This window comes from Roseovarius sp. M141 (genome assembly GCF_024355225.1).
In the GTDB taxonomy this organism is placed as follows: domain Bacteria; phylum Pseudomonadota; class Alphaproteobacteria; order Rhodobacterales; family Rhodobacteraceae; genus Roseovarius.
Genome location: NZ_VCNH01000008.1, coordinates 202,961 through 217,532 on the forward strand (window position 1 = coordinate 202,961; position 14,572 = coordinate 217,532).

15 protein-coding genes, 2 tRNA genes and 1 pseudogene are annotated in these 14,572 nt (G+C 60.4%); 8 read left to right on the plus strand and 10 right to left on the minus strand.

Annotated features, from left to right (window positions below):
• The first annotated feature begins 36 nt into the window (after positions 1–36).
• Together FGD77_RS05060 and FGD77_RS05065 are read left to right on the plus strand one after the other, a co-directional pair.
• Entirely contained in the window at positions 37–1,272 is a 1,236-nt protein-coding gene (locus FGD77_RS05060; RefSeq protein WP_255007020.1) for a hypothetical protein, read from the plus strand.
• 30 nt (positions 1,273–1,302) lie between these two features.
• On the plus strand, positions 1,303–2,040 hold the full coding sequence (locus FGD77_RS05065; protein WP_255007021.1) for a bifunctional 2-polyprenyl-6-hydroxyphenol methylase/3-demethylubiquinol 3-O-methyltransferase UbiG: 738 nt from the start codon (positions 1,303–1,305) through the stop codon (positions 2,038–2,040).
• Between the two features lie 701 nt (positions 2,041–2,741).
• Here FGD77_RS05065 and FGD77_RS05070 read toward each other — a convergent pair.
• Positions 2,742–2,818 (minus strand) — tRNA-Arg (locus tag FGD77_RS05070).
• Positions 2,819–2,948: 130 nt separating this feature from the next.
• On the opposite strand from FGD77_RS05070, the gene FGD77_RS05075 reads away from it, so the two are divergent.
• Complete coding sequence (locus FGD77_RS05075) at positions 2,949–3,974, plus strand: LacI family DNA-binding transcriptional regulator (RefSeq protein WP_255007022.1); 1,026 nt, start codon at positions 2,949–2,951, stop codon at positions 3,972–3,974.
• Between the two features lie 13 nt (positions 3,975–3,987).
• On the opposite strand, the gene FGD77_RS05080 is transcribed toward FGD77_RS05075, so the two are convergent.
• From FGD77_RS05080 to petA, 4 genes are all read right to left on the minus strand, one after another.
• The gene (locus tag FGD77_RS05080; RefSeq protein ID WP_255007023.1) at positions 3,988–4,719 is read right to left on the minus strand and encodes a MauE/DoxX family redox-associated membrane protein; all 732 of its coding nucleotides are present in this window, start codon (positions 4,717–4,719) and stop codon (positions 3,988–3,990) included.
• Between the two features lie 137 nt (positions 4,720–4,856).
• The gene (locus tag FGD77_RS05085) at positions 4,857–5,720 is read right to left on the minus strand and encodes a cytochrome c1 (RefSeq protein ID WP_255014089.1); all 864 of its coding nucleotides are present in this window, start codon (positions 5,718–5,720) and stop codon (positions 4,857–4,859) included.
• 17 nt (positions 5,721–5,737) lie between these two features.
• Entirely contained in the window at positions 5,738–7,081 is a 1,344-nt protein-coding gene (gene petB / locus FGD77_RS05090; protein ID WP_255007025.1) for a cytochrome b, read from the minus strand.
• Between the two features lie 12 nt (positions 7,082–7,093).
• The gene (petA, locus tag FGD77_RS05095; protein WP_255007028.1) at positions 7,094–7,678 is read right to left on the minus strand and encodes a ubiquinol-cytochrome c reductase iron-sulfur subunit; all 585 of its coding nucleotides are present in this window, start codon (positions 7,676–7,678) and stop codon (positions 7,094–7,096) included.
• A 209-nt stretch (positions 7,679–7,887) separates the two neighbouring features.
• Here petA and FGD77_RS05100 point away from each other — a divergent pair, with 209 nt between their 5' ends.
• Complete coding sequence (locus FGD77_RS05100; RefSeq protein ID WP_255007029.1) at positions 7,888–8,568, plus strand: outer membrane protein; 681 nt, start codon at positions 7,888–7,890, stop codon at positions 8,566–8,568.
• 35 nt (positions 8,569–8,603) lie between these two features.
• Here FGD77_RS05100 and FGD77_RS05105 read toward each other — a convergent pair whose 3' ends face one another.
• The 4 genes from FGD77_RS05105 to dapF all read right to left on the minus strand — a co-directional run bounded on the left by FGD77_RS05105 (position 8,604) and on the right by dapF (position 11,971).
• Positions 8,604–9,206, minus strand: a complete 603-nt coding sequence (locus FGD77_RS05105; RefSeq protein WP_255007030.1) for a glutathione S-transferase — start codon at positions 9,204–9,206, stop codon at positions 8,604–8,606.
• A 70-nt stretch (positions 9,207–9,276) separates the two neighbouring features.
• Positions 9,277–9,891, minus strand: coding sequence for an FMN-binding negative transcriptional regulator (locus FGD77_RS05110; RefSeq protein WP_255007031.1), 615 nt, complete (start codon positions 9,889–9,891; stop codon positions 9,277–9,279).
• Positions 9,891–11,141 (minus strand): tRNA (N(6)-L-threonylcarbamoyladenosine(37)-C(2))-methylthiotransferase MtaB, encoded by a 1,251-nt coding sequence (gene mtaB / locus FGD77_RS05115; RefSeq protein WP_255007032.1) that lies wholly within the window; start codon positions 11,139–11,141, stop codon positions 9,891–9,893. Before mtaB ends, FGD77_RS05110 begins: the two co-directional genes overlap by 1 nt.
• Entirely contained in the window at positions 11,138–11,971 is an 834-nt protein-coding gene (dapF, locus tag FGD77_RS05120) for a diaminopimelate epimerase (protein ID WP_255007034.1), read from the minus strand. Before dapF ends, mtaB begins: the two co-directional genes overlap by 4 nt.
• A 108-nt stretch (positions 11,972–12,079) precedes the next feature.
• Between dapF and FGD77_RS05125 the strand changes: the two genes are divergently transcribed.
• Positions 12,080–12,155: transfer RNA gene (locus FGD77_RS05125), tRNA-Lys, on the plus strand.
• Positions 12,156–12,175: 20 nt separating this feature from the next.
• Here the strand turns inward: FGD77_RS05125 and FGD77_RS22385 are convergent.
• The gene (locus tag FGD77_RS22385) at positions 12,176–12,457 is read right to left on the minus strand and encodes a transposase (protein WP_369682704.1); all 282 of its coding nucleotides are present in this window, start codon (positions 12,455–12,457) and stop codon (positions 12,176–12,178) included.
• 5 nt (positions 12,458–12,462) lie between these two features.
• Between FGD77_RS22385 and FGD77_RS05130 the strand changes: the two are divergent.
• The 3 genes and pseudogenes from FGD77_RS05130 to FGD77_RS05140 form a co-directional block, all read left to right on the plus strand.
• Positions 12,463–12,573, plus strand: a pseudogene (locus FGD77_RS05130) (IS5/IS1182 family transposase); the annotation flags it as partial.
• Between the two features lie 271 nt (positions 12,574–12,844).
• A complete protein-coding gene (locus FGD77_RS05135) occupies positions 12,845–13,240 on the plus strand; it encodes a hypothetical protein (RefSeq protein WP_255007038.1) in 396 nt (131 codons plus the stop codon).
• A gap of 455 nt (positions 13,241–13,695) precedes the next feature.
• Complete coding sequence (locus FGD77_RS05140) at positions 13,696–14,571, plus strand: CARDB domain-containing protein (protein WP_255007041.1); 876 nt, start codon at positions 13,696–13,698, stop codon at positions 14,569–14,571.
• Position 14,572: the final 1 nt, after the last annotated feature.

The window sequence follows — 14,572 nt, forward strand, 5'->3', positions numbered from 1 at the left end:
CTCACTAGATCCAACATCAAAACCGATTGAGGCGCGATGACAAGGCAGAGTGACTTCAGCGATCTTCTCATTCTGGGAAACGGATATTCCGCGCATCTGGCGGCGATCGCACTGGATCCCGTTCTGCCGGTCAGGTCGATGATCGCGCCGCCGAAAAGGAACGTGGGGGCTGAAACGCTTGACGGTTTGGTGGGGCAACATGCGCATAGTCACATCTTTTTGCCGCGCCTTGAGCAGGAACTGGAGCGCATTGATCAAAGCCTGTTACCTGCCATGGCTGACCATGGCTGCCGGTTTGTTCCCGGCTCCTACCGCCTGAGCGGTGACGCCCCCGCCGGGTCCCGCCGGATGTTCGCAACCCGTTGGCAGTTTGACGAGGTTGTCGAAACGCTTTTCAGACAACGGATCCAAACACGCCATGTCGACGCCACCGTTTCCGGTGCAAAAACAGAGGCTGACAGAATAACGGCCATTTCGTTGACGTCTGGTGATCCTATTCCGATTTGCCCGTCGACACTGGTATTGGACGCAACCGGGACCAAGTCGCCCATCATGACCACGCTGGCCGACACGGAGAGCGGTGTGATCAACCAGCCCGGTAATGTCGTGTATATCACCCAGTTCTTTCGCGGCCTTGATACGCGCGCGCGGCCTCTTCCAGATCCGCTGATCGAATGCCCCCACGACTTCGGCGCCATCGCCATGATGCTCTATCCCGGTGCCGGGGGCTGGTTTTCGATCTCTCTGGCCATTGACGCCGCACACAAGGCGCTGCTGCGTGAAATGCGCGACCGCGAGGCGTTTATGTCGTTTTGTCGCCAAAGCCCGCATGTCGCGGCCTGGATCGAGGCGGCCGAGCCGGTCGGCCCCAACAAGATCTACATCAACCCGCGCAACACATGGAATGTCAGCGTTTTTGAAACCGGGGCCGCGCCTGCAAACTATCTGGCCGTCGGTGACGCCCTGACGACGATGCTGCCAACACTTGGCGCCAACTGCTCTTTCGCCGCCACGCATATCCGAATCATCCGTGATCTTCTGGCGGACCGTGCTCCGCACCTTCATCACGCCTTTTCAACGGCCGTAAACGCAGAGCAGTTCGCCTTCTTTCAGAAGGCGCTTGTCGGCAAGCAGGCCGCGGACGGGGTCACGCCTTACGAGGCCTCGTCTCAGAACCGCCCCATCAAAAGGTTCAAGCGCAGGCTTCGCCGGTTGCTCGGTCAGGACCGCGCGCGTATCATCAAACAGCTTTCGGACTCATCAAGCCTTTAAACCCCGATCAGCTTCACGCAGAGGGTTGGAATGACAAAAAGTATCACGTCCTACACGACCGAATACCTGGATGATTTTGGATTTGAGGCTGAAATGGTGCGCTACCGCCGCCAGCTTGTGCTCGAGCGTCTGGCCCATCACAGCCCGCAAACGGTCATCGAACTGGGCTGCGGCGCCGATTTGCAGGCCAAGGGATATTGGGATGCCGGGGGACGCTGGAGCGATTGGACCATTATCGAGCCCTCGCAGTTTTTTTCCGATCATGCCCGCGCAAGCCCCCTGCCCGGCCTGCGGGTGATCCAGGGTTTCTTCGAGAACGTGACCGAGCAGGTTCCGAATGCGGCTGATCTGATGCTCTGTTCAGGTTTGCTGCATGAAGTCCCGGACTCGGATCAGCTGATCTCTGCCATGCGCCAGCGGATGGGCCCCGAAACCGTCCTGCACATCAACGTGCCCAATGCCCAGTCCATCCATCGCCAACTGGCGCAGGCGATGGGTTTGATCGATGACGTCAAGGCGATAAGCCCCCGCAACGCGAGCCTGCAACAACCCCGCGTATACGACTTGCCTGATCTGGTCGCCCAACTGGAGGATCACGGCCTGTCGGTCACGGCCACCGGCGGACATTTGGTCAAACCGTTCACGCATCAGCAAATGGAACCCTTGGTCAGCGACCTGGGGCGGGAGGTGATGAACGGACTATACGAGCTGGGCAAACGACTGCCCAATCTGGCCAGCGAGGTTTTCGTCGAAGCAAGGATTGCCTGATATTTCCTTCGGACGACGACACGCGCGACGCCAAAACCAATAGCGTCCTATCGAAAAATGCGGCGGCGGCCGAGATAGCACCACCAGTCCGACGTACACATCTGCACCGCATATTTTCGACGGGCGCAAGGCGCTTCCCGTCGCGTAGGTACGAGACACATCATAGGCGTGCGAACTAGACAGCGTGCCCGCCAGACCGTCCGCAAGATCGCCTAACGCCTCCTGGAAGGCATCTTCGCTGTACCGGCCAGCGTTGCCTGCGGATAACGCGGGCGTTTTATGCCGAATGGGCGAAGTCGGGCGCGCCACCAAAAAGCGACGACCGCCCGCTCGGCTCCCCCGCCAACTGCTCGGACACGTTCGCCGCTGGCATGCGCTCGGCGATATTTGGGCCGTGTCTTGGAGAGGCCAGCGCGTAACACCAATCAAAACCGCATGGGCGCAAATCATGATCAAGGTCGACCTGAGATGGCGCCCGGCACCGCACACGCTCAACCACCCCGCGATCACTTAGGCGCTTGAAGCGGCGCCAGCATTGCCGACGCCTCTGGCTTCTTTTCAACGAGCATCGTGACCAAAGAACGTGTCTATTGGCCCCACAGCCCGCACACCAATCAGGGGCGCTGGGGGCGCTAGAAAACAGGAAATCACCCCAGCCACGGGTGCAGCAAATGACGCGACACAACAATACCCATAAAACTTGGTGACCCCGATTGGATTCGAACCAATAACCTGCCCCTTAGGAGGGGGCTGCTCTATCCAGTTGAGCCACGGGGCCGTAGGCGTTTGAATAGCGTGGTGAACCAAGATTGTCATGTTAGAATTCGCCGTGCAGCATGATCTTGCAGGGTGCTTGATCCGGCACAGATGTTCGCGGTAACATCAAAAAAAATAGCAGGATCCATAAAGTGACTTCCAGCCATGATCGCCCCCTGACTTTGCGTGATGTGTCCGAAGCGTCGGGCGTGTCGGAAATGACCGTTAGCCGCGTGCTGCGGAACCGCGGAGACGTATCCGAGGCCACCCGCGAGCGGGTGCTGGCCAGTGCCAAGGCGCTTGGCTACGTGCCGAACAAAATCGCCGGCGCATTGGCGTCGAGCCGTGTCAATCTGGTCGCCGTCATCATCCCGTCGATGTCCAACATGGTTTTTCCCGAGGTAATGACCGGCATCAATGAGGTTCTGGAAAAAACCGAACTGCAGCCCGTCATGGGGCTGACCGACTATACCCGCGAGAAGGAAGAGAAGGTCCTGTACGAGATGCTGTCATGGCGCCCCTCTGGTGTCATCATCGCGGGGCTGGAACACTCAGAGGCATCGCGCACCATGTTGCGGGCGTCCGGTATCCCCGTCGTCGAGATCATGGATGTCGACGGCACGCCCGTCGATTCGGTCGTTGGTATTTCGCATCGTCGGGCGGGCGAACAGATGGGGCGTGCTATCCTCAAGGGGGGGTATCGGCGCATCGGCTTCATGGGGACGACGATGCCGCGCGACCACCGGGCACGTAAACGGTACGAGGGCCTGACCAGCGTGCTGGCCAAGGCCGGTGTCGAGATCACCGAGCGCGAGTTCTACTCTGGCGGTTCGGCGCTGGTCAAAGGGCGCGAGATGACCCAAGTGCTGCTGGAGCGCGACCCAGAGCTGGATTTTCTCTATTATTCCAATGATATGATCGGCGCAGGCGGATTGCTTTGGTTGCTGGAGCATGGCTATGATATCCCGAACCAGATCGGGCTTGCCGGGTTCAACGGTCTGGATATGATCAAGGGACTGCCGCGCGAATTGGCGACGATGGACGCGTGCCGACACGAGATCGGACGCCGCGCCGCGCAGATCATAGCGGACCGTGTCCAGCCGGACGCCGATCAATCGCCGGTGCATGTCGCGCTGGAGCCGACGATCAGCTATGGGGACACGCTGCGCAGACCCTGAGCCCGGGCTTCGATCAGGTCAGCAGCATCCAGAAGCCCATGCCCAGCATCATCAGGTTTTCCGTCAGCGAAACAAACCCCAGCGGCACATCGCTATCGCCGCCCGCGCAGGCGCATTTCAACTCGCGCTTGTCGATATAGACGGCCTTGATGACCGATACGGCACCGATACCCCCGATGAAGATCGCGACCGGCGATGCCAGCCAGATCGCCGTGCCCGACAACATCAACACGCCTGCGAGCGCCTCGCCGAATGGATAGAGATAGGCGTAGCGTACCCATCGACGGGCCAGCAGATCGTAATTCAGGAACATCGTGGAAAAGCGTTCGACATCCTGCAGCTTCTGGATCGCCAGAACCGTCATGGATAGCGCGATGAACCACTCCAATGTACGGATGGTGAGCAACGTGTCAAACGCCGCCCATGACAGCGCCAGCGCCATAAGGGCAGTCGTGGTGAAGATCGCGACGATCGGCGTATAGCTCGTTTCGCCTTCCTCGCGCACATGCTGACCAAAGTGGCTGCGCAACAGGTCATGGCCACCGATTCGGTCACCGTCGATATAGGTTTGCGGCGTTGTGTCGACGCCCGCCTCTTGCATGAAGGCGTCCGTTTCATCACGGGTCGTCAGCTTGTGATCTTCGACTTGGTATCCCCGTCGCTCCAAAAGGGCCTTGGACTTCAGGCCGAACGGACAGAGATGATCCGGCATGGCCATTCGGTATAGTTTTGCTGTCTTGGGCATTTCTCCATCCTTTACATCACTGAAGGAGCAACGACGCCCCAGCGCGGGAGAGTTCCGACATTTGGACAAAAAATACGAAAAACCCCGCTCGCCGGGGCGAACGGGGTGTGATTCGGTGCCGGAAAGGCGTGTCCGTATCAGTGCTTGCGTTTCTTACCTTTGATCGGCGCCCAAAGACGCTTGTTCGTCAGGTAAAGCAGGACGGACAGGAGCGTCAGGAACAGAACACCGGTCAAGCCGGCATACTTGCGTGCCATCAGCTTGGGCTCGGCAGTCCACATCAGGAACGCAGCGACATCCTTGGCCTCGTTATGCATGTCAGCGGGATGGCCGTCGTCGAATTCGACGTCGTCCCCCCACAGCGGCTGGCCCATCGAGATCCAGCTGCCGGGTGTGGTGTGGTGGCCGGCTTCGTCCTTGCACTCGTCCGGATACCCGCCAACGGCGAAGGCCGTATTATAGCTGCCCGGGAAGTCTTCGGGGGCACATTCGGGGGGATCCTCATAGGCGGTCAGCAGGGTGTAGATATACTCGGGCCCGCCGATGCCCTTGACCAGTTGGTTGATGCCGGTGCCGTACGGCCCGTGGAAACCAGCCCTCTTTTTCGCCATCAGCGACAGATCGGGCGCGGTTTCCAGACCCGAACCGGGAAAATGGTCCGACGCCTTTGCCTCGCGGTAATCGTCCAGCTCGGGGTCGAAGATCTCGAATTGGGACGCATAGGCGCGCACCTGATCTTCTGGCAAGTGCGGACCACCCTCGTCATGCAATGTGCGGATGGGCACATATTGCAGGCCATGGCAGGCTGCGCAAATCTCGGTGTACACCTTCAGGCCGCGTTGCAACTGCAGCGTGTCAAACTTGCCGAACGGTCCCTCGAAGGAGAAATCGATATCGTCAATGTGCGCCTCGGCACCTGCGGCATAGGCCACATTCCCCGAGACTGAAGCAACCGAGAGGGCGACGGCGACGGCCAGAGGCGCGCCAATTTTACTGAACATTGGTTTCATGTCCTCTCTCATTCGGCAGGTTTGACGGTGGTATGGGTACCACCGGTCGGCGCGTCGTAATGCGCATTGAAGTCGTCTTCGATCGTCACGGGCTGCGCCTGCGGTTTCTCAATCACACCCAGTAGCGGCAGGATGATCAGGAAGTAAACGAACCAGTAGGCCGATGCGATCAACGAGATGATCGCATAGATCCCTTCCGCCGGCATGGCGCCTGCCCACATCAGCACCATGAAATCCAGGCACAAGAGGCCAAACCACCACTTGAACATCGGGCGGTAGCGGCCCGACCGGATGCTGGAGGTATCCAGCCACGGTGCCAGAGCCATGACCGCAATCGCGCCGAACATCGCCAGCACGCCAAAGAACTTGGCGTCGACGATACCGCCGGTGATCCAGCTGGCCGCCATCACGACCCAGACGTCAGAGGTGAAGGCACGCAGGATCGCGTAGAAGGGCAGGAAGTACCATTCCGGCACGATATGCGCAGGCGTCGATAGCGAATTCGCCTCGATGTAGTTGTCAGGGTGGCCCAGATAGTTCGGCATGAAACCGACGATCGCAAAGAAAACAACCAGGATAACAGCCAGCGCAAAGAGGTCCTTCATCACGAAATAGGGCCAGAAGGGGACGGTGTCCTTTTCGGCTTCGGCTTTGGACGTGCGGCGCACTTCGACACCGGTCGGGTTGTTGTTGCCCGTGCTGTGGAAGGCCCAGATGTGGACAGCCACCAGCGCCGCGATGATGAACGGCAGCAGGTAGTGCAGGCTGAAGAAACGGTTCAGGGTGGCGTTGTCCACCGCCGGTCCGCCCAGCAGCCATGTCTGAATCGGCTCGCCGATGAACGGGATTGCACCGAAAAGGCCGGTGATGACCGTGGCGCCCCAGAACGACATCTGACCCCATGGCAGAACATAGCCCATGAAGGCGGTGCCCATCATGCAAAGGTAGATCAGCATGCCGATGATCCACGTAATTTCGCGCGGGGCCTTGTAGGAGCCGTAGTAGAGACCGCGGAAGATGTGCAGATAGACGGCGACGAAGAACAGCGAGGCACCGTTCATGTGCAGATATCGGATAAAGTGACCGCCGCGCACGTCGCGCATGATATGCTCGATCGACGCAAAGGCGTAATCGACATGCGGTGTGTAATGCATCGCCAGGACGATGCCCGTGATGATCTGAAGCGCGAGGCAGAAGGTCAGAACGATGCCCCAGATCCACATCCAGTTGAGGTTCTTGGGGGTCGGAAGCATCAATGTGTCATACAGCAGCCCGACAATGGGCAAGCGGCTGTTCAGCCACTTTTCGCCCCGCGTGCCGGGTTCGTAATGATCGTGCGGAATACCAGCCATCTATTTCTGTCCTTATCCCAGTTTGATCGTTGAGTCGTCGACGAATTCGGCGACAGGGATCCACAGGTTCTCGGGCGCGGGCCCTTTGCGGATGCGCCCGGCAGTGTCGTAGTGCGATCCGTGGCAGGGGCAGAACCACCCGCCGAAATCGCCGGCGCCATCGCCGATGGGAACGCAACCCAGATGGGTGCAGACCCCGATCATCACCAGCCACTCTTCGGCAGCGTCGCCTTCGGCGCCCGGCATGGCAAGCGTGCGGTTCGCGTCGGTCGCGGGCTGAATGCCGTTCAGGTTCGGGTTTTGCGACGTGGGATCGATCAGATTGGCGACATCCACGTCGCGCGCGGCGTCGATCTCGGCCTGAGAGCGGCGGCGGATAAAGACAGGCTTGCCCAGATACTTGACCGTGATCTGGGTGCCGACCTCGACATCCGCGACATCGACCCGGATCGAGCTAAGCGCCTGAACGTCAGCCGAAGGGTTCATCTGGTTGACCAGCGGCCATACGGCAGCGCCGACTGCGACAGTGCCGGCGCCGGCAGTGGCATAGTAGAGGAAGTCCCTCCGGGTGCCTTCGTGATCGTCTGCGTGGGACACGAGGTTTACTCCATTCTCAAGGGCCAAAAAAAAGACCCGTACGGTTTTTGGGCCACAGAAGACCCGCGACCTTTACGTTGCGTGGTTTTAGCGAGGGTTTTCCAGCGCGTCCAGTGTCCAATGGCCCAGCGCGCATGTGTCGCGCTTGAGACAGCGGCCCGGGAGGTATATGTGACGGGCAAATCCCGTCCCAGCAGAAAGCGCCCGACATGCATAAGACACTCCCGACCGCAGCCGCAGCGATTCTGCTGATGGCCTCCCCCGCTGCCGCCGAATTCGAACTCAGTCTCTATCTGGGCGCCCAGAGCGCGAATGACAGCGACGCGTCCGGTTATCTGCCAAACGGCGGCGCGGCGTTTGATCGCAACGTCAGTTGGAAGGGCAAACCCTTTGACAACCCGTTCTACTATGGCGGCCGTGCGATGTGGTGGACCAGCGGCAATCTGGGGTTCGGCATCGAAGGGACCCATACCAAGGCCTATGCCAGTGCCGCAGATCAGGCCGCGATCGGCGTCAGTCGGCTGGAGTTCACCGACGGCCACAACATCATCACCGCCAACGTGATGAAGCGTTTCCCCGGCGCGCTCGAGGGCAGCAATTTCACCCCATATGCCGGTGCAGGCATCGGGGTCGCCATTCCGCATGTCGACATTCTGGCCGTCGGCGCGACGAACCGCACCCATGATTACGAGATGACCGGCCTTGCCCTGCGTGGCATTGCGGGCATGAAATATGCGCTCAGCGACAACTGGGCGCTGTTCGGTGAATATCAGATCACCTGGTCGGACAATGACGTGACGATCAATGGCGACCCCGGCGGGGCGAACGGCAAGCTGCGCACCAAACTGGTGACGCATGCCGTGAATGTCGGCGTCAGCTATAGTTTCTGATCTGCCATTGGCGACCAGATGTACCGAAACCCGGCTTATTCAGGCCGGGTTTTTTGCATGCTGGCGCGCTGCGAGAACCCATCCAGCCACGCCGCCAGTTGCGGGCGCGCATCGCGCCAGCCGCGATCGCCCTGCCGGAAATCGATATAGTTGAGCGCGCAGGCAACGGCGATCTGCCCCATGTCCAGCGGCCCCGCCAGATGGCTGATCCAGCGCGCCTCCAGCGCGTCCATGGCGGCGGTGACCTTGGTCCATTGCGCATCGAGCCAGCCGTCCCACTGCTTGTCTTCGGGGCGCACCCGCATCTCGTAGATCATCAGCACACCCGCATCCATGATGGCATCGCCCGTCGCCTCCAGCGTCAGCGTCTCCCACAGGCGCGTCTGCGGATAAAGCGTGCCGCCCGCCAGCGAATCGAGGTATCGGCAGATCACCCGGCTGTCATAGAGCACCGGGCCATCGGGGCGAATCAGTGCCGGGATCTTGCCCAGCGGATTGGCGACGACGACGGCGGGGTCGCTCTGGATCGGGGTGGTGGACACGACCTCCTGCTCGACTGCGTTGGTCATGTCCAGCTCGTGCAGAACAACAGCAACCTTGCGGGCAAAGGGCGACGTGGGCCCCATCAACAGCTTCATCTCGGTGCGCTCCTTTTGCTGGCGTCACGCGGCGCAGCGTAGAAGGCCACCCAAGGCCTGTCCATAGCGCTCAGGCGCCGCGCATCAGCGCCGCCAGCAGCCGGATCTCCTGCCCCATGCCGTAGGCATCGACATGGTCCGCCGCCGATTCGCGTACCGGATCGGGCTTGTTCTGGTTCAACTTCCAGGTGCCATGCACTTCGGCGATGCGCATACGGCAGGGCACGATCTGGCGCATCATGCGGTCCAGCACCTCGGGCGTCATCTTGGCCGTGGTCCATGGCGTTTTGGGCGCCAGCCGGTCCTCGAATACCGCCGATTGCCGGTCCAGCAAATCGCGCAGTTCACCCTGTGGCCGCAATGCGATCTCGCCCACCAGATGCACCGCGACATAGTTCCACGTCGGCACCTGATCCTCGGCCCCATACCAATCGGGCGAAATGTAGGAATGCGGGCCCTGCACCGCCAGTCGCGCAGGCGTCGGCGTCTTGATCATCCGCGCGATGGGATTCGAGCGGACAAGGTGGAAATCGGCCACGTCACCGCCAGCGTTCAGGATGAACGGAATATGACTGATCAGCGGCGCACCATCTGCCGCGACAGCCAACATGCCAAAGCCCTGATGCCGCGCAAAATCGAGGTTAAAGACAGCGCTGGCACCGCGATAGACAGGGTTCGGATGCATCAGGCCGCGATCAACCGGGTGTCGCGCGCCCCGGTGATATGCGCCGGCACGATCTGCCCTTCGGGGCGGGGATCGTCAAAGGCGACTTCGGCAAACTGCTCGGTCCGACCCATATGCGGGCTTTCCATCAGGACCGCATGATCGCGTCCCACCTGCCCCGCCAGATGCCGCGCCACCTGCGCATCGCCCGCCGCGCGCAACTGTGCCGCGCGCGCCTTGATCGCGGCGCCGTTCACCTGCGGCATCCGCGCGGCGGGCGTGCCGGGGCGCGGAGAATACGGGAACACGTGCAGCCATGTCAGATCGCAGTCAGTGACCAACGCAAGGGAGTTTTCAAAATGCGCCTCCGTCTCGGTCGGGAAACCGGCGATGATGTCGGCGCCAAAGGTCATGTCGGGGCGCAGGCGCCGCGCCTCTTGGGTGAACGCAATCGCGTCGTCACGCAAATGGCGCCGCTTCATCCGCTTGAGAATCAGATCGTCGCCATGTTGCAGGCTCAGATGCAGATGCGGCATCAGCCGCGATTCGGTCGCGATGGCCTGCATCAGGTTGTCATCCACCTCGATCGAATCGATCGAGCTGATGCGCAGGCGCGGCAGATCCGGCACCAGCCGCAGGATGCGCATCACCAGATCGCCCAGCCTTGGCAGGCCGGGCAGATCGGCGCCCCAGCTGGTCAGATCGACGCCGGTCAGCACCACCTCGTTATAGCCGCGCTGCACCAGCCTCTTGATCTGGTCCACCACAACGCCCGCAGGCACAGAGCGCGAATTACCCCGGCCATAGGGTATGATGCAAAACGTGCAGCGATGGTCACAGCCGTTCTGCACCTGCACATAGGCGCGGCTGCGCGTGCCGAACCCGTCGATCAGATGGCCCGCGGTTTCGGTGACGGACATGATGTCGTCCACCTGCACCGGCTCGGTCCCGAAATCACCCGCCAACCCGGCCCAGGTGTCTGCCTGCATCTTTTCAGTGTTGCCGATGACGGCGTCGACCTCGGGCATCGACGAAAACGTTGCGGGTTCGGTCTGGGCGGCGCAGCCGGTGACGATGATTCGCGCGTTTGGGTTGTCGCGGCGCAGGCGGCGGATGTCCTGACGCGCTTTGCGCACGGCCTCGGACGTCACGGCGCAGGTATTGACCACCACGGCCGCTTCCAGCCCGGCCCCTGCGGCCAGTTCCTTCATCGCTTCCGTCTCATACGCGTTCAGGCGGCAGCCATGGTTGGAAAAGATCGGCGCGCTCATCGCAAGCTCTCCAGAAATTGCGGCGTCAGGGTGCCGCTGGCCACATGCATTGTCGGGCCGGTCATCCAGACGCCATCATCGCGCCAGTCGATCATCAGCGTGCCGCCGTCCAGATCAATCCGCACCGCCCGCCCCGTCAGCCCGCGCCGCGCCGCCGCAACCGCCACTGCGCAGGAGGAGGAGCCAGAAGCCAGCGTCAGGCCGACCCCCCGCTCCCAAACCCGCATGCGAATGTGATCGGGGCCGATGATGCTGGCCACTTGCACATTCGTGCGCTGGGGGAACAGCGGATGGTGTTCGTAACGGGGGCCGAACTGGTCCAGCGGAACTGCCTCGGCATCGGGGACGAAAAAGGTGCAATGCGGGTTGCCCATGCCGCTGGCAACCGGCCCGCCCTCGATGGGTAATTGCAGCGTATCCATCGCCTCGGCCAGCGGAATATCCTGCCAATCCAGCTGTGGCGCGCCCATGTTGACCGCCGTCAGACCGCCGCCCGCGTCCCGCGCATACAGATCGCCGCGTGCGGTCGTCAGGTGGAGCGCGTCCTTGCCGCCTTCGTCCATCAGATAGCGCGCGATGCAGCGGGTGGCATTGCCGCACGCGCCCGCGATGCTGCCATCGGTGTTCCAGAAGGTCAGATGTGCATCCCCGGCGCCCTTCGTTATAACCGCCAATTGATCAAACCCGATCCCGCGCCGCCGATCCCCCAAGGCCCGCGCCAGCGCCGCATTCATCGGCACATCGCGCGTGCGCGCGTCAAAAACGACAAAGTCGTTTCCCAGCCCATGCATCTTCATGAAGGGCAGACCGATGTGCGCGCGCATATCCATGCGGCGGCATATAAACCCCTGCCCGAAATGAATCCAGAGATTGCGCAGGATTAGTGGCAGAATTGGGGTTGACCCCCGGCCCATGTCTTTCTAATTACGCCACCTAGTGGGCCGGTAGCTCAGTTGGTAGAGCAACTGACTTTTAATCAGTAGGTCTCGGGTTCGGATCCCGACCGGCTCACCACTTTTCTTGTTTGTGACTAATCACGATAGTTGACCAGTTTGCGCATGCTGTTGGTCATTTGGGTCGCTTAGCTTGGTCATTTGCCGAGGTATGAGCTCTGTTCGACGAAGGAACTGAACCACTACTGGCTGGCGCCGGTAGGATCGTCGATGTGTTTTTCCAAGTACTGGAAGTACGATGTCTTCCGTGATGGCACCGTTAGTGGGCGAGAAATACCCGCGACCCCAGCACCTGCGGCCCCAATAGCGCCTGCGCAGCCCAGAGAACTCGCGCTGCACCTTGTGGGACGAACGACCCGTCATCGATACTGAAAAACGCTCGCCGCATCGCAACCCGCTACGACAAAACCGCCGAAAGTTTCCTTGGCTTCATAGACATCACGTCCATCCGCCTCTGGGTGCGCCTTTTGTCAACATGACCTAGACAAGCCATAGAAACCGACACTCAGCAGTGCGAATGTTGTCGGCCCACTGAATCAGCGGTCAACTGGCGTACTGCCTATTATTGTTGACCCTGACCGTCTCAGGTGTACCGCGCCATTGATGGGTAGTGGGTCACTTTCGCATGCCGATTCACAAACTGGAGGGTTGAGGCGGGTGGAGAACTACACCCAACTGAGGAGGTGCGAGCGCAGGTCGCAGAATTCCGGTTGGGACCTATCCGGGTGACCGACCGGGATATTCCCGGTATTGAGGCGCAAATTAATTTTTGCAGGGCAACCGCAAGTTTACCTGAAACTGAGACCGGCGATTGCAGGTGCGTTGGAGGGGTTTACTGCGCAATCGATTGGTCGGAATTTGAACATATGGATTCACGGTGAGCAGGTCAGTTCTGTCCAAGTCGCGGAAGCCATAGAAGGCACGGAGCTTGTTATCGCGCTGCCGGAGGCGCAGGTTGAAAGCCTGATCGCGCTGCTTGCCCCGACCGTCACTATAGCGGGCAGGGAACAGTCCCTGCCGCTTTTCTTCCACTTTACATTCCATCAGAAACCTTTCCTGACCAGCTACTTGATGGCATTGGCAACCTCTCGGCGTGAAGGGTTCATTTGCAGGACACGCTTGTTCAACATGCCAACTCGTTTATAGGATCGCTCGTTTATAAAGGCGAGGCACCTACGCCGCCCTGCGCGGGGGGGGCTCCGGCGCGCTTGGGGGACGGGTTCTGGATTGATTGACTTTTTTGTGATATGCTTGGATCAGATTTGTAGCGGCTCATTATAGCTCAACCAGTTGCGCGTAAGTGCTTCGATGCAGCACGCTTTCCCAGTTTCCGATTAATTTTCTGGATCGTTGCAGACCACTGCCGCCTAAAGCGTTTCGCTTTAAACTTGAGGCGCTCACTTGAGGCGGAAACGCGCGCAACGCCAACATGTTGCGCAGCGTTTCGCGAAAAGCTGCGCGTCAGGTTTTTCGCGAAACGCTTTAGCGAATTGCCAATGTATTGTCCGTTCCAAATGGCGGGCGCGTGGCTTGGCACACCGCCGAATTGCCGCCTATTGCACGACTCGTGATTTACACGCGGATCCCACAAGGAGCCAGTCATGTTCAAACAGATTTTCACACATTGCTTTCTGACCGTTCCCGCAACGCTTTGTATGTTGGCCTCACCGGCCTCTGCTCAATCGGCTGACAGCGCGGCTGACACGGCCGTCTATCCTATACAATTCCTCTGTGGTCCCTCGGTCGAAGGCTTTCAGGAGGGGGTGGTGCGTGGTGTCCACGCCACGTCGATCCTGCTGTTCAATCCGGCGCCTGCACGGACCGTCGCGTTCTCCAAGAATGTGGCCAGAGCACTGCCGTTTCAGACAGCTGGCACGGTTGGCGATCCGGCAAGGGACAGAATAGGCCCGCAGCAGGCGATCGGTATCGAATGCGATGAATTGCGGATGATGCTGCCGGCCTCCATGACGACTCAGTTTCGGACCGGCATCCTGCACGTCGTCGCGAACGGCGATCTTGTCGTCACCGTGACCTATTCCTCGCGCCCGCATGATGGCGACGTGTCGACGATCGACGTCGAGACAGTCGAGGCGCAGCGGATTAAAACCCCTCCATCCGAACCGGAGGAGCTACCGGATCTTGTGGTGCGCTCGATCAACTCCATCAATGTTCGTTGCCCGACCGGAACAGGAAGCTGCGTGACGACCGCACGTATCAGTCTGGCCAATATCGGCGCCGGGGATGCTGGCGCATTCACGACCCGGGTGTTGCTGGACCCCTCGCAATCGGTTGCTGTTACGCTGGATCAACCCGGCGGTCTGGCGGCGGGCGCCACGGTGAAGGTGCCGCTTACGTCACCTCCGGGCGGAAATTGCTTTGACCCCAATTGCCAGATCTGCGCCACCGTCGACGCGCCCCCGATGGTGATCGAAAGCGACGAGACCAACAACATGCTTTGCGTTGAGCGTCAGGAGTAGG

Coding starts and splice junctions, on each gene's coding strand:
- FGD77_RS05105 (WP_255007030.1), bottom strand. CDS start 9,206: ATGAAGCTGTTGATGGGGCCCACGTCGCCCTTTGCCCGCAAGGTTGCT.
- FGD77_RS05100 (WP_255007029.1), top strand. CDS start 7,888: ATGCATAAGACACTCCCGACCGCAGCCGCAGCGATTCTGCTGATGGCC.
- dapF (WP_255007034.1), bottom strand. CDS start 11,971: ATGGATATGCGCGCGCACATCGGTCTGCCCTTCATGAAGATGCATGGG.
- FGD77_RS05080 (WP_255007023.1), bottom strand. CDS start 4,719: ATGCCCAAGACAGCAAAACTATACCGAATGGCCATGCCGGATCATCTC.
- petB (WP_255007025.1), bottom strand. CDS start 7,081: ATGGCTGGTATTCCGCACGATCATTACGAACCCGGCACGCGGGGCGAA.
- FGD77_RS05060 (WP_255007020.1), top strand. CDS start 37: ATGACAAGGCAGAGTGACTTCAGCGATCTTCTCATTCTGGGAAACGGA.
- FGD77_RS05085 (WP_255014089.1), bottom strand. CDS start 5,720: ATGTTCAGTAAAATTGGCGCGCCTCTGGCCGTCGCCGTCGCCCTCTCG.
- FGD77_RS22385 (WP_369682704.1), bottom strand. CDS start 12,457: ATGACGGGTCGTTCGTCCCACAAGGTGCAGCGCGAGTTCTCTGGGCTG.
- FGD77_RS05065 (WP_255007021.1), top strand. CDS start 1,303: ATGACAAAAAGTATCACGTCCTACACGACCGAATACCTGGATGATTTT.
- mtaB (WP_255007032.1), bottom strand. CDS start 11,141: ATGAGCGCGCCGATCTTTTCCAACCATGGCTGCCGCCTGAACGCGTAT.
- FGD77_RS05140 (WP_255007041.1), top strand. CDS start 13,696: ATGTTCAAACAGATTTTCACACATTGCTTTCTGACCGTTCCCGCAACG.
- FGD77_RS05110 (WP_255007031.1), bottom strand. CDS start 9,891: ATGCATCCGAACCCTGTCTATCGCGGTGCCAGCGCTGTCTTTAACCTC.